This is a genomic window from Aeromonas sp. 600886 (assembly GCF_049174935.1).
GTDB classification, from domain to species: domain Bacteria; phylum Pseudomonadota; class Gammaproteobacteria; order Enterobacterales; family Aeromonadaceae; genus Aeromonas; species Aeromonas veronii_A.
On record NZ_JAAKUB010000002.1, the window covers coordinates 97,436 to 111,708 of the forward strand.

The window sequence follows — 14,273 nt, forward strand, 5'->3', positions numbered from 1 at the left end:
TTGCTCAGCCGTGAATCCACTCCGGCAACCAGCCGCGGTGGGCTTCAATCAGTTCGTCGATCAGGGCGTAGATCTCGTCCATGCCAAGCACTGCCGCCGTGTGGGGATCGAGCAGGGCTGCATGGTAGATGCTTTCCCGCTTGCGCTCGGTGATCGCCTCGGTGACCAGCGCCTGCACGTTGATGTTGGTGCTCATCAGGGCGGCCAGATGGGTTGGCAGCCGACCGATGGCGGTGGGCTGAATGCCGTTGGCATCCACCAGACAGGGCACCTCCACGCAGCAGCCATCCGGCAGGTTGGTAATGAGGCCGTCGTTTCTGACGTTGCCATAAATGACGCTGGGCTCACCGCTCCAGAGGGAGTTGATGATGACGCTCGCATACTCGTTCGATTCGGGCACCTCGACCCGTTCGGCCTGACGATAGGCAGTGAGGTCATCCTGCCAGCGGGCAATCTGCTCGACGCAGCGCTTGGGATACTCGTCGAGCGGCACCTTGTAGCGCTCGATGAGATCGGGGCGTCCCGGCTTGATGAAGTAGGGGGTGTACTCGGCAAAGTGCTCGGAAGATTCGGTAACGAAGTAGCCAAACTTCTTGAACAGCTCGTAGCGCACCAGATTCTGGCAACGCTGGTTGTGGTGCAGGCCGGGTTTGGGGGCAGTCCCCGCTTCATAGGCAGCCAGCAGCTCGGGATAGAGATTGACGAATTCGCCGCTCTCCAGCTGATGCTCAAGGGTCAAATAGAAGGCCATGTGGTTGATACCGGCACAGCGATAACGCAAGGTCGCCGGATCGATGCCGAGATCACGGGCCAACTCGTGCGCCGTTCCCTGCACCGAGTGGCACAGTCCCACCTGCTTGATATGAGGGAACTGTTGATACATGGCCCAGGTGTTCATCGCCATCGGGTTGACGTAGTTGAGCATGGTTGCATCGGGGCACACCTCGCTCATTACCTCGCACACCCGCCAAAGATGAGGGATGGTGCGCAGTGCCCGCATGATGCCGCCGGGCCCAAGCGTATCGGCAATGGTCTGTTCGAGACCGTGGCGTTTGCACACCTCGAAATCGGTCACGGTACAGGGCTCGTAACCGCCGATCTGGAAAGCAACGATGACAAAGTTGGCCCCTGCCAGCGCAGGTTTCAGCTCGGTATGGCAACTGAGCAGCCCCTTGGCACCGCTGGAATCCATCAGCTTGCGCACCACAATCTGGGACTCTTCAAGCCGCTGTGGATCTATGTCCATCAGGGAGATGTTGGCATTTTTCAGGGCCGGTTTGTGAAACACATCCCCCAGGATGTTCTTCACAAAGATGGTAGAGCCTGCGCCGATAAAGGTGATATTGGGAGTTCTCATGTCCATTGCTCCAATGACGGTGAAACCAGTGTGCCTACTATGCAGGGCTGGTCCCGTCAGGTGCGTCTCGCTTACGGAACAGAGACTCCCAAAAACTCATTTTTGATGGGCTGGCTGACAAGATCTTAGGAAACGGGACACTTGTTCCCGAAAGTGGGACTCCCTTCTCCTGGCATCGACCGGCTCGCAGACAGCCGGAACGTTACTCCGTTACCCCGGATTCGAGCAGCAGGCACTCATCGGCATCTTCGCTCAATTTGACCAGTCGACTGTGCACCAGCCCCAGCTTGGCCAGCAGGCCGATGGATCGCTCGTTGCCCGGAGTGACGATGGCAACTACCTGCCCGATCCCCAACCGGCTTTTGCCATCGGCAAGGGCGGCCTGCGCCGCTTCAATGGCGTAGCCCTGGCCACGATATTGCGGCAGGAAGGCGTAACCGATATCGACCTGCTCCAGGGTATCGCGCTTGATCAGACCGCAGATACCGAGGCTGGCACCGTCATCCTTGCGCTCCACCAGATAGAGCCCGTGACCATAGCGGGCATAGCTGACTGCCGGCCCCTGCTGGATATACTCCTGCGCCTGTTCGAGGGTGTGAATGCCCCGATCACCGATGTAGCGATAGAAGTCACCGTCATTGAGCAGCTCAAGGATGAAGGGGGCGTCGGTGGCGATCATTTCGCGCAGGATCAGGCGGGAGGAGGCAATCATGGCAAGGGCTCTCAAACGGAAAGTGAAGGGCAAAGAGTGCCCCGTCACTCCCGGGCTGGCAAGCCTGTGGCACCATCACTCATACAAAAGGGGCCGCAGTGCGACCCCTGACGAGATGGGAGAAACGGGCTCAGGCGGCCAGCAGTCCGGCATAGCCGTTGCCCTGCTCGCGCAGCGCAGTGAACTGGGCAGCGCAATCGGCCCAGCTCAGCCCCAACGCATCTGCCACCTTGTGGGGCCACTCAGGGGGCGCCTCTTCCCCCACATCGGACTGGGCCGCCAGCACAATGGCCAGATGGATCAACCCGGCCTCGGCGGAAAATACCTTGGCCAGCATGGGATTGTAGTGATACTCCACCGCATTGCTGATGGTATCGGGAAACTTCCAGTAACGAGCCATGGCCGCCCCGACCTGGGCATAGTTGAAGCCAACCACCAGCTCTTCTGCCTTGGCCCGCCCCTTGTGCAGCTCCAGATCGTGAATGTGGTGGACAGTGTTTTCAGGCAGCCCCACGTGCATCACCAGCCGGCCAAGATCGTGCAGCAGAGCGCAGGTAAAAACCTCATCTCCCTTCATCCCTTTCTTCACCGCCAGACGGCGGGCCAGTTCAGCCACGTTGAACACGCTGCCCCAGAAATGTTTGAGATCAATGCCGGGCACGGCCTTGACCGATTCGGTGAGCCCGCAGGCCAGCACCATGTTGCGCACCATCGCCAGTCCAAGCCGCACCGCGGCTTCATTGACGGTGCCGATCTGACGACTGCTGCCGAATTTGGCCGAGTTGGCCAGCCGCAGCAACTTGGCGGAGATGACAGGGTCCTTGTTGATCAACTTGCTGATCTTCAGCAGATCCGGATCCTTTTCATTGAAGGTCTGGATCAAATCGCGCATCACTTCCGGGATCTGGGGCAGTAGCTTGGGCTCGGCCAGCAGGGAATCTATCGTGGGCATAGGCGTGTCCATCCATGTTATCTGTGTTCCAACCTGTTTGCCTTGGCAAACTCTTCCTAATTATGGGTAACAAATGGCCTCCTCATCGGATTGTTTATTCGCTGGCCATTCAAGGTGTTAGTCACATTCAGGCTATACTGGCCGCCACATTCACTGTTGCGGATATCCCATGAACGACACTCAGGAATTTTTTGACGAAGAGACGCTGCTGGAGATGGTGGAGAACCAGCTCAACGATGGTCACCCTCCCCATGTGAAGGCGACCCTGATGCGGCTGGTGATGAAGGGCACCCCGCGGGAAGAGGCGTTGCAATATATCGCCTGCGCCCTAGGGGCCGAGCTGATGGCGATGGAGGCCGATCAGGGCCCCTTCAATCTGACCCGCTACGGCGAATTCCTCGACAGCCTGCCCGAGATGCCGTGGGCTGACTGATAACCGGAGCTGACCAAGGCGCTACGCCTTTGCATGACTCCTTCAAAACAGAAGGGCGGGCGCCAATGGCCCCGCCCTTGTTGTATGGATCCGCTCCGGATCAGAACTGGGAGTTGATGACCACCTCTTCCCCCAGCGCCCCTGCCAACGGCAGTGGTCGATAGCTGGAGTTGGCGGCCCGCAGCAGCCGAATGCCGCGAATGCCGACCTCCTGCGCCGCCTTGATATCACCGTAGAAGAGCGTCATCGGCTTATCCTTGAGCCACTGCACCTTGGTGTTCTGCCCCGCTGGCCACCGGCGAAGATCACCGGATTGAGCTGGTCGGCCGGAATATTCATGGTCTGCTGCAGGATCTGGCTCACGGTCTCGGTCTTGGTGGCTAGCCCCCCATTTTATCCGCCCGGGATAAGCCTCCACCAACCAGGATATGACAAGCCTCTTTTGACCCTAGATATCGGCTGGAAGAGCCAGAGTGGGCTATAACTGCTTAACACCCGCTATTGATATCAAAATCAACGACTCTCTCTGGAGATGCCATGGACGCGCACACTTCCTCTTCCAATACCACAGGTTCGGCCCCTTCCACTCATCATGCCGGGATAGACACCCTCGATCAGGTGCTGGTACGGCTCGAACTCTCGCCAGAGGGGCAGATCCTTGATGCCAACCCGCGATTTCTGAGCCTCATGGGCTACACGCTAGATGAGCTCTCCGGCAAGCACTACGGCATGCTGCTCTCCCCGGACCAGGTGCAATCCGCCACACATGACACCTTTCAGGCCGCACTGCGCAGCGGCTCCTCGCAGGAGGACGAGCTTCACCTGCTGGACAAGCCGGGACGGGATGTCTGGATCCGTGGAGCCTGCAGCCCGGTTCTGGATGACAATGGACAACTATCTCGTATGACTCTGTACGCCATGGATCTGACCGGGCAGAAGCAGCTCACGGCCAGCTTCGAGGGCCAGCTCAATGCGCTGAGCCGGGTCATGGGCAAGGTCGAGTTTTCGCTGGAGGGCACCATACTGGATGCCAATCCACGCTTTCTCGACATAGTGGGTTACCAGCTGGAAGAGCTGAAAGGGCAACACCACAGGCTGCTGGTTGACCCAGACTACGCCCAGTCGGCGGATTACCTCGCCTTCTGGGACACGCTGCGCCGGGGCGAGTTTCTGGCTGGCGAATTCTGCCGCCTGAACAAGCAGGGACAGGAGGTATGGATCCAGGGCTCCTACAACCCCGTGCTGGATCTGAACGGCAAGCCCAGTAAAATCGTCAAGTTTGCCACCGACATCACGGCGCAGGTGGAGCAGCACCGCCAGCTCAAACAGGCGATGGTGGAAGCGGAAGAGGCCGCCAGAGTGCGCGAGGAGCTGCACAAGTCTCTGCAAGAGATGTCGACCCCTGTCACCCCTATCTGGGACGGGATCCTGCTGCTGCCACTGGTTGGGATCATCGACTCCATGCGCACTGCCGACGTGATGAACAAGTCGCTCACCAAGATTGCCGAAACCCGCGCCCGGGTCTTTGTGCTGGATATTGCCGGAGTCGCCACCGTGGACACTGGCGTCGCCAACCAGCTGATCAAGATCACCAAGGCGACCCAGTTTATGGGCTGTGAAGCCATCATCTCGGGAGTCTCCCCCGCCATTGCCCGTACCATGGTGGAGCTGGGGGTGTCGGTCGGTGACGTCCGTACCACGGCGACCCTGAGAGACGCCTTCGAAATAGCGCTCAAACGGGTTGGCTCAGCCCTCTAGGTCGCGGCAATGACCATGCAGCTCAACAACGATCTTGGCATCGCCGATATGGCCGACTGCATAGTAGTCAGCATGCGCCCCGATCTCGGAGACGACGGCATGCAGATGCTGATGCAGGCCCTCTCCCAGCGACTGGTACACGGGCGTCACCATGCAGTCTTGCTCGACTTCTCCGGCGTCATGCTACTGGATCACCATGAATTCAGACAGGTTTGCAAACTTGCCGAGGTGTGCCGTCTGTTGGGTGCCACCTGCCTGCTGGTAGGGCTCAATGCCGGGATCGCCGCATTTCTGGCGCTAGCCGAGGCACAGCCCGGGCCACTGCGCTGCTTCATCGACATGGACGACGCTTTTGCCCATGTCAGCCGCCTCCAGGGCGAGGAGTAAACCGCCATGATACAAGAGCATGCGACCCGGGAGGCCAGCTATCCGCTACGCCACGATATCGATCTGCACCTGGCTGTGATGTCGGTTCGTCGGCTCCCATTTATCGCCAACCTATCCGACGTGGATCGCGCCATGCTCTCCACCGTGGTCTCCGAACTTGGCAGCAATATCCTGAAATACGCCGGGCAGGGGGAGATCACCCTGATGCTCCATCACCCGAAGGGGAGATCCTGCATCGACATCATCGCCCGTGACAAAGGGCCCGGCATATCGGATGTCTATCAGGCCCTGCAGGATCACTACAGCACTTCCGGCACCCTGGGACTGGGACTGCCCGGCGTGCGGCGCATGATGTCAGAGCTCACCATCAGCACACCGCCGGAAGGGGGCACCCTGGTGCAGGCGCGCAAATGGCTGGGTTCTGTACCCTCGGTCCCACGTCTCATCACGCCCACCCAACAATGGGGGCAGGCAGGTCTGACACTGGTCTGGGCTAGCGAAAACAGACCCTGTTATCCGGAAAAGGTCTCCGGCGATCTGGTCTTTATCCGGCCCACATCCGACGGCGTCTTGCTGGTACTGATCGATGTCAGCGGCCACGGCTCCTCGGCCAACAAGCTGGCACTGATACTGCAAGAGGCGCTGCAAAACACCCCTGAACAGGAGCCGGCACCTCTGCTGCAGCTGTTGCACCAACACTGCATCGGTACCCGGGGAGCGGCCGCTGGCATAGCCCTGGTCAACAGTGAACGGGGTGAACTGAGCTACGCCGGCATCGGCAACACCCGCATCTGTCTGCGCGGCCATGACCTCTGGCGCGGTATCTCCCGTGATGGGGTGCTGGGGGAGCGCTTCCCCACCCCCTTGCTGCAACGGCAGCCCATCAAGCCGGGGGATGTGCTGATGCTCTATTCGGATGGCATCAGCGAGTCACTCAACCTGCGTGACGGCGCACTGGATCTGGGGGCTGATCCCGTCATTCTGGCCCGTCAAGTCATAGACCATAGTGGGCGCAGCACCGACGATGCGAGCTGTATTGTGCTGCGGGTACAACCAGAGAAGGAGCGCTAGATGCGGCAGCTGATCGGTGATATCAGGCTCTCTGGCCCGACGGCAGCCCTCACCGCCAGACGCAAGGTGATCCAGGTGCTCACCTGCATCGACAAGAGCCCCACCTTCGTGGCGCCGCTGGCGGGTACCACCTCGGAGCTGGTGCGCCAGCTGACGGCAACCATCGACTCACTGCAACTCCAGCTTTGGCTGGAGAGCAATACGCGGGAGCTGTGGGTCTCCCTCTCGGCCGACGAGCCACTGCAGCACAACGCACCCGGTGCAACCCATGGCAGCATCCGGCTGGTTCCTCATGCTGACACCGCCATCGCTCTGGTATGCCACCTGCCACACTGGCCCGATGACGCTCTGCTGTTGCAGATGCAGCAGCAGTTCGCTGAACCGACCCGGGATGAGCTGTTCGCCGTGATGCAGACCAAGAATCAGGAGCTGGAGCAGGCCTATGAGCTGGCAGAAAGCGCAACCCGGGCCAAAAGCGATTTTCTCGCCAACATGAGCCATGAAATCCGCACCCCGATGAACGCCATTCTGGGTATGGCCCACCTCGCCCTGCAAACACGCCTCGACTCGCAGCAGGCTGATTATCTGGGCAAGATCCAGCGCTCGGCCCATCACCTGCTCGGCATCATCAACGATATCCTCGACTTCTCCAAGATCGAGGCGGGCAAGCTGGATCTGGAGCAGATCGAGTTCGATCTCGACCATGTGCTGGAAAATCTGGCAACCCTGGTGGGCGAGAAGGCCGAAGCCAAAGGCATAGAACTGCTGTTCGAGGTCGATCACCAGCTAGACACCCTGCTCTATGGCGATCCCCTGCGGCTCGGCCAGATCCTGATCAACTACGCCAACAACGCAGTCAAATTCACCGAGCAGGGGGAGATACTGGTCAAGGTCACTTGTCTGGAGAAACGACCGCAAGAGGTGCTGTTGCACTGCTCGGTGCAGGACACGGGGATCGGCATGAGCCAGGAGCAGCAGCAACGGCTGTTCCAGTCTTTCCAGCAGGCGGACAGCTCCACCACCCGCAAATACGGCGGCACCGGCCTCGGGCTCGCCATCTCCCGCGAACTGGCGGCACTGATGGGAGGGGAGGTCGGCGTGCAGAGCGAACCGGGCAAGGGAAGCACTTTCTGGTTTACTGCCCGACTCGGCCGCGGCAGATACCGCTCACGCTATCTGCCAAGTCTGGATCTGCGTGGCCGCCGCATACTGGTGGTCGACGACAGTGCCAGCGCCCGCACCATACTGGCTGCCCTGCTGCGCAGCATGAGTTTCGTGGTCGACACCGCCGAATCGGGTCAGCAAGGGCTGCAGATGATCGCCTGTGCCGAGCAGGAAGGTAACGCCTACGAGGTGGTGCTGCTGGATTGGCACATGCCCGGGCTGGATGGCATAGAGACGGGGCGCCGCCTCATCGCCCGCGGCCTTGGCAAGCGGCTTTATCGGGTCATGGTGACAGGTTATGGGCGGGAAGAGATTTTTCGCGAAGCAGAGGCCGCCGGCTTTGATAGGGTACTGGTCAAACCAGTCTGTGCCTCTGTGTTGTTTGATACCATCATTGGGCTGTTCGGCCAGCAAACCACGGCGACTGCCTTGAAGCCCACCCAGCCTACCCACAACTATCGCTTCGAGGGACTCCGTATACTGCTGGCAGAAGACAACGAGCTGAATCAGCAGGTGGCCATGGAACTGCTGCGAGCGGCGGGCATCGACGTCAGCATTGCTGCCAATGGTGCCATTGCTCTGGAAATGGCTGCGCAACAACCATACGACCTGATCCTGATGGACATGCAGATGCCGGTGATGGATGGACTGACTGCCACCCGTCAGTTGCGCCAGCAAGAGAGCGAAGGGCACCACACTCCGATCCTCGCCATGACGGCCAATGTCATGGCCGGTGACCGGGAACGCTGTCTGGCGGCCGGTATGGATGACCACATCGCCAAGCCCATCGACCCCGACAAGCTTTATGCCGCACTGCAGTGCTGGGCCCCTGCCTTCAGCGTTGAAACCGATGCAATACCCAAGAGCGCACCTTCACCACAGCACCAGCCATTGCAGCCTCAGTTAAGAGCGCTCGGACTCAATGCCGAAGCCGCCCTGCAACGGCTGATGTACAACTGGGGGTGGTATCAGGATCTGCTGCAACGATTTGCCCAACAGGGCACCCGGCCCATGCAGAGCCTGATCGCCGCCCTGCAGAAGAACGACCGGGAGGAGGCCCATCGTCAGGCCCATACCCTCAAGGGGATTACCGCCACTCTGGGCGCCGAACCACTGCGGGGTATCTCGGCCAGGCTGGAGAGTGCACTCTCCCGGGGGGATGACACCACCAGCCTGCTTCCACTGGCGGAACAGGGGCTGCAGATGCAGCAGCAACTGAGCGATGGCCTACAGGCCCTGCTACCCACCCAGACCACAGCCGACCTGCCGGAGCAAGAACAAGTCGACCTGGCGCCCCTGCTGGCGCAGCTGATCCGGCTGCTGGCGGAAGATGATGCCGGAGCTCTGACCCTGTTCCAGCAGCATCAGCAGCAGCTGACGAGAGTGCTGGGAGAGACGGCATCCAGGATGGCTGACGCCATTACCGGCTTCCGTTTTACGGATGCACTGGCACACCTGAAGCAAGTCCGGGCCCTCAGGCCCGATCTGTTCAACCAAGAGTGAGGGCACCACCATGCTCAACCTGCTGGATCCCGATACCAAGCCCACCCTGCTGGTGGTCGATGACACCCCTGAAAACCTCTCATTGCTCAGCGCCTTGCTCAGCCCGCAATACCGGGTCAAGGTCGCCATCAGTGGCCTGCGGGCACTGGAGATACTGTCATCAGACTCCCGGGTAGATTTGATCCTGCTTGATGTCGTGATGCCCGGGATGGATGGTTATCAGGTGATGCAGGCACTGCAGGAGATGCCGCAGGCACGGCATATTCCGGTGATTTTTCTGACTGCCAAGGTAGAGGAGAGCGCCGAGGCACATGGACTGGCTCTCGGCGCCGTGGACTATATTCACAAGCCGATCTCCCCCGCCATCGTGCTGGCCCGCGTCAGAAACCACCTTGAGCTGAAGACGGCACGGGATCTGCTACATGACCAAAATGCCTATCTGGAGCAGGAGGTTGAACGACGCACCCGAGAAAACGAGCTGATCCAGAACATCACCATCCACTCCCTCGCCTCTCTGGCCGAAACCCGGGACAACGAGACCGGCAACCACATTCTGCGCACCCAGCATTATGTGAAGATATTGGCGGAAACTCTCTGCGAGCACCCTCGCTTTCGTGCCGAGCTGACCCCCAAGACCATAGAGCTGCTGTTCAAGTCGGCCCCCCTGCACGATATCGGCAAAGTCGGCGTACCGGACCGGATCCTGCTCAAACCCGGCAAACTCGATGAAGATGAGTTCGCCCAGATGAAACACCACTCCACCCTTGGCAAAGAGGCCATAGTCCACGCCGAGGAGGCACTGGGGGTAGAGGTGGAATTTCTGAGACTGGCCAAGGAGATCGCCTGCTACCACCACGAGAAGTGGGATGGCACCGGCTACCCCTACGGTCTGATAGGAGATGAAATTCCCCTCTCGGCCCGACTGATGGCGCTAGCAGATGTGTACGATGCCTTGATCAGCAAGCGGTGTTACAAGGCAGCCATGACCCATGCAGAGGTGGTGCCCATCATTTTGGCGGGAAGGGGCAACCATTTTGATCCCGACATCACGGATGCCTTCGCTCACATCCACGTGCAATTTCACGAGATCGCGCTGCGCTACAACGACGACAAGAGCGATCAGGAGGCCAAACTCGACTAGGTGCTGGAATCAGCAGGCAACAAGTCAGTGAAGATGAAACCATCGCGCTCCACCGTCTTCCCCGTGCAGATCGCCAGCGGGCGCAGAAACATGGGACCATCCCAGGCCAGAGTGTGAAACTCGCCGTTCTCGCCGCACGGATCGACCCCCGCCGGCAGCGCCGCCAGCAGTGCCTCGTCAAAATCGTGGCCACCCAGGCTGGCATCCAGCTTGTTCGGGTCGAGAGCACTGATCCGCGCCTTCAACCCAGCGGCCACCATCTGCGGCGCCAGTTCACGGGTATTGCTGCCCCACAGCGGGAACAGTGGTTCGATGCCGGTACCTGCCAGCTGCTTTTCACGATAGGCGCGCACATCCTCAAGGAACAAGTCGCCAAAGGCCATATGGCGGATCCCCTGTGCCACCACATCGGCGATAAAGCCGGTCATGATACGGGCGTAATCCTCGTTGCTGCAGGGCCAGGGCAGATCGATGGTGATGAGCGGCAGCCCGACGCAGGCGGCCTGTTCGGTCAACAGCTGCTTTCGCACCCCATGCATCGCTACCCGCTCGAATGCCTGATTGAGGGTGGTAAACAGCCCCACCACCTCGATGGCGGGATCTTGCCGCAACTGATGCAGTGCCCATGCGCAATCCTTGCCGCTGCTCCAGGAGAGCAGTACCCGTTTCTTTTCCATCATTCCTCCACCAGCGGGGCACTCGGATTGCCCCAAAAAGATGCAAGACAGTGTTGCGAATTGCGCGATTTACACACAAGAGGCAGGCAGCATACTCTCGATCACCTGTATATACCCCTTGTCCGGGGTGACAATAACTAAAAAAACCGATGGGAAACATACGGATATGACCACGACCACACAACAACACGATCACGCCCGCCCCCTCAATCGACAGGATTACAAAACTCTGAGTCTGGCTGCCCTCGGCGGCGCGCTGGAGTTTTACGACTTCATCATCTTCGTCTTCTTCGCCGTGGTCATCGGCGAGCTGTTCTTCCCGGCCGACATTCCCGAGTGGCTGCGCCAGTTCCAGACCTTCGGCATCTTCGCCGCCGGTTATCTGGCCCGCCCGCTTGGCGGCATCATCATGGCCCACTTTGGCGATCTCATCGGTCGCAAGCGGATGTTCACCCTCAGCATCATCATGATGGCGCTGCCGACCCTGTTGATCGGTCTGCTGCCCACCTATGCGGTGCTCGGCATCGGCGCCCCCATCGCCCTGCTGGGATTGCGGATCCTGCAAGGCGCCGCCATCGGCGGTGAAGTGCCGGGCGCCTGGGTATTTGTCGCCGAGCACGTTCCTGCCCGTCGGGTCGGGGTCGCCTGCGGCACGCTCACGGCGGGATTGACGGCCGGCATCCTGCTCGGCTCCCTCATCGCCACTGCGGTCAACAAGAGCCTGGCCCCGGCCGAAGTGAGTGACTGGGGCTGGCGAGTTCCCTTCCTGCTGGGCGGTATCTTCGGCATCGTCGCCATGTACCTGCGTCGCTGGTTGCACGAGACCCCGGTTTTCGCCGAGATGAAGGCCAACAAGACCCTGGCTGACGAGCTGCCCCTCAAGTCGGTGCTGCGCAACCACAAGAGCTGCGTGGTGGTCTCCATGCTGCTCACCTGGCTGCTCTCCGCCGGTATCGTGGTGGTGATCCTGATGACCCCGACTTATCTGCAGAAGGTTTATGGCATCAGCCCGGCGGACGCCCTGACCGCCAACTCGCTGGCGATCATTGCCCTGACCCTCGGCTGCATCGTCTATGGCCGACTGATCGACCTGCTGGGCAGCGGTCTCACCTTCATGTTCGGCTCCCTGCTGCTGGCAGGCTCCAGCTACGCCTTCTATCACGGTCTGGCGGCCGGTACGAGCCAGCTGGTGCCGCTCTACATGCTGGCGGGCTTTGCGGTCGGGATTGTCGGCGCCGTGCCTTACGTGATGGTCAACGCCTTCCCGCCGGTGGTGCGCTTCTCAGGTCTGTCGTTCTCCTACAACGTGGCCTACGCCATCTTCGGCGGCCTCACCCCGATGGCGGTGACCCTCTGGATGAAGAGCGACATGCTGGCCCCCTCCCACTATGTGGTAAGCCTGTCGGTGCTGGGTTTCGCCATCGGCCTCTGGCTCTGGTTCCAGCAACGAGCCATCCGGCAACAGCAAGCGCCGCAAGCGGCCTGAACCGAACATCAAGCCCCGGTATCTGCCGGGGCTTTTTTGTACTGCTTATGTTCAGTTTCGCCAGCATAAGATAGCCTCCCTCTTGAGTCAGGTGACCACCTGGATCAAGGTATTCCCATTCATCCCTGCTATCCGAGGCTCAACATGTTCTTTCAGGTCGTATTTCTCGCTTTGCTGGCGTTGCTGCCCATGGTCAATCCGCCTACCACGGCCACCCTGCTGCTGGGGCTGAGCAAGGGGATGTCGCGCGAACATGTGCGACGTCAGGTCAATATGGCGGCCATCTATCTGTTCTGCACCCTCTGCATCACTTTCTTTATCGGATCCTCGATTCTGGATCTGTTCGGTATCTCCATTCCGGGTTTGCGCCTGGCCGGGGGGCTCATCATCGGCTTTATCGGCTTTCGCATGCTGTTCCCCGCCCCCAGCCAGCAGAGCGGGGTCGATATCAACCAGAGCATCGCCTTCGTACCACTCACCATGCCCAGCATGTGCGGGCCGGGCACCATGGCGCTGGTGATAAGCGGGGCAGCCCAGATTGCCGAGCTGCCTGACGAGTACAACCGCCTCACCATCTATGGCGCCATGGTCACTGCGTTTGCCCTGATGAGCCTGATCAGCTGGGGAGTATTGAAGCTGGCGGATCCGGTCTGCAAGATCCTTGGCGCCACCGGCATCGATGCCATGACACGCATCATGGGCTTCCTGCTGGTCTGCATGGGTATGCAGTTTTGCATCAACGGCATCAAGGAAGTGGCACAGGATCCGGTCTTCCACGGCGGCCAGGCCGTGCAAACCGCACCGGCGCTACCGCAGGCTTCCGGCACGTTTGATCAGTTGCCGCAAAAGCCCGCCAGCTCTGATTGAAAACGGTATCAAAAAGTCTCTGACGATCTGCACTGATCTTGTTCCTGATCATGTTATTGACACAAAAATGGATTAGTTTGTTTTTTATACAGACTTTATTCAGACGGACGCTGATAGGTTTGTTGATGAATACCCACTCAACTTCAGGAGAGTATGCAGATGGAGAAGATACTGACCGAAATAGGGAGCCATAGCCTGTTTCACGAGTACCTGAACGTGGTTGGGATTGCGAGCCCATCCCTCGCCAAGATTGAGCAACATTGGGAATATAAAAAGCGGGAGCAGCTGGTCGCCAAAATCCAGATCGACAAACAGGGCAATGCCCGTTACTTCATCGATGCTCGCGCAATATCCATCAACTGATACCGAATAACCAGCCAGCCCCGCTCCACCGAACGGGGCTTTTTGTTGTCTGCGATCCCGCACTCGCTGACCCGCATTATCTCTGCTGTTGCCAGAAGCCCTGTTTGTTTTTTGTACAGCGCTCATTCAGCTCGACATGGCTATCTTGTATCTGCCCCCCTTGTTCCAGAAGAGTGCCCATATGACCAAGATGCTGACCGAAATCGGCAGTCATAGCCTGTTTCACGAATACCTGAATGTGCTCGGCATAGCCAATCCAGCTCTTGCCAACATAGAACAACTGTGGGAACACAGGCAGCAAGAGAGGCTGCTCGCCAAAATCCAGATCGACAAACAGGGTAAAGCCCGTTACTTCATCGACGCCCGCGCCATCTCGGTCAATTAACACCGATGATTCTGCAA

General features: G+C 59.5%; 15 protein-coding genes. 10 read left to right on the forward strand and 5 right to left on the reverse strand.

Translation table 11 applies throughout. The annotated features are described in order from the left end of the window. Positions 1-4: 4 nt before the first annotated feature. The 3 genes from G5179_RS02325 to G5179_RS02335 form a co-directional block, all read right to left on the reverse strand. Positions 5-1,357 (reverse strand): alpha-glucosidase/alpha-galactosidase, encoded by a 1,353-nt coding sequence (locus G5179_RS02325; RefSeq protein WP_421257800.1) that lies wholly within the window; start codon positions 1,355-1,357, stop codon positions 5-7. Between the two features lie 202 nt (positions 1,358-1,559). Continuing rightward, entirely contained in the window at positions 1,560-2,069 is a 510-nt protein-coding gene (locus G5179_RS02330; protein ID WP_421257801.1) for a GNAT family N-acetyltransferase, read from the reverse strand. A 130-nt stretch (positions 2,070-2,199) separates the two neighbouring features. Continuing rightward, the gene (locus tag G5179_RS02335; RefSeq protein WP_421257802.1) at positions 2,200-3,021 is read right to left on the reverse strand and encodes an HDOD domain-containing protein; all 822 of its coding nucleotides are present in this window, start codon (positions 3,019-3,021) and stop codon (positions 2,200-2,202) included. A 169-nt stretch (positions 3,022-3,190) separates the two neighbouring features. Here G5179_RS02335 and G5179_RS02340 point away from each other — a divergent pair, with 169 nt between their 5' ends. Further along, on the forward strand, positions 3,191-3,454 hold the full coding sequence (locus tag G5179_RS02340; protein WP_042658108.1) for a hypothetical protein: 264 nt from the start codon (positions 3,191-3,193) through the stop codon (positions 3,452-3,454). Between the two features lie 100 nt (positions 3,455-3,554). Here G5179_RS02340 and G5179_RS02345 read toward each other — a convergent pair whose 3' ends face one another. Then, positions 3,555-3,701 carry a hypothetical protein gene (locus tag G5179_RS02345; protein WP_302055900.1) on the reverse strand — a complete coding sequence of 49 codons (147 nt, stop codon included), beginning with the start codon at positions 3,699-3,701 and terminating at the stop codon, positions 3,555-3,557. A gap of 290 nt (positions 3,702-3,991) precedes the next feature. Here G5179_RS02345 and G5179_RS02350 point away from each other — a divergent pair, with 290 nt between their 5' ends. The 5 genes from G5179_RS02350 to G5179_RS02370 are packed head-to-tail and all read left to right on the forward strand — an operon-like array spanning position 3,992 to position 10,478. After that, entirely contained in the window at positions 3,992-5,212 is a 1,221-nt protein-coding gene (locus tag G5179_RS02350) for a PAS domain-containing protein (RefSeq protein ID WP_216952764.1), read from the forward strand. Between the two features lie 15 nt (positions 5,213-5,227). Continuing rightward, positions 5,228-5,599, forward strand: a complete 372-nt coding sequence (locus tag G5179_RS02355; protein ID WP_216954502.1) for an anti-anti-sigma factor — start codon at positions 5,228-5,230, stop codon at positions 5,597-5,599. Positions 5,600-5,605: 6 nt separating this feature from the next. Continuing rightward, the gene (locus tag G5179_RS02360) at positions 5,606-6,670 is read left to right on the forward strand and encodes an ATP-binding SpoIIE family protein phosphatase (protein WP_216952763.1); all 1,065 of its coding nucleotides are present in this window, start codon (positions 5,606-5,608) and stop codon (positions 6,668-6,670) included. Then, positions 6,671-9,337, forward strand: a complete 2,667-nt coding sequence (locus G5179_RS02365) for a response regulator (protein WP_421257803.1) — start codon at positions 6,671-6,673, stop codon at positions 9,335-9,337. A 10-nt stretch (positions 9,338-9,347) separates the two neighbouring features. After that, on the forward strand, positions 9,348-10,478 hold the full coding sequence (locus G5179_RS02370; protein WP_421257804.1) for an HD-GYP domain-containing protein: 1,131 nt from the start codon (positions 9,348-9,350) through the stop codon (positions 10,476-10,478). Here G5179_RS02370 and G5179_RS02375 read toward each other — a convergent pair. After that, positions 10,475-11,155 (reverse strand): ATP-binding protein, encoded by a 681-nt coding sequence (locus G5179_RS02375; protein ID WP_421257852.1) that lies wholly within the window; start codon positions 11,153-11,155, stop codon positions 10,475-10,477. The two genes, G5179_RS02370 and G5179_RS02375, sit on opposite strands and share 4 nt — an antisense overlap. A gap of 166 nt (positions 11,156-11,321) precedes the next feature. Between G5179_RS02375 and G5179_RS02380 the strand changes: the two genes are divergently transcribed. The 4 genes from G5179_RS02380 (at position 11,322) to G5179_RS02395 (ending at position 14,256) form a co-directional block, all read left to right on the forward strand. Further along, positions 11,322-12,641, forward strand: coding sequence for an MFS transporter (locus G5179_RS02380; RefSeq protein WP_421257805.1), 1,320 nt, complete (start codon positions 11,322-11,324; stop codon positions 12,639-12,641). Between the two features lie 144 nt (positions 12,642-12,785). Beyond that, positions 12,786-13,508 (forward strand): MarC family NAAT transporter, encoded by a 723-nt coding sequence (locus G5179_RS02385; protein ID WP_337073128.1) that lies wholly within the window; start codon positions 12,786-12,788, stop codon positions 13,506-13,508. A gap of 159 nt (positions 13,509-13,667) precedes the next feature. Further along, the gene (locus tag G5179_RS02390; protein WP_216952760.1) at positions 13,668-13,871 is read left to right on the forward strand and encodes a hypothetical protein; all 204 of its coding nucleotides are present in this window, start codon (positions 13,668-13,670) and stop codon (positions 13,869-13,871) included. A gap of 181 nt (positions 13,872-14,052) precedes the next feature. Then, entirely contained in the window at positions 14,053-14,256 is a 204-nt protein-coding gene (locus G5179_RS02395; RefSeq protein WP_041209699.1) for a hypothetical protein, read from the forward strand. Positions 14,257-14,273 lie beyond the last annotated feature (17 nt).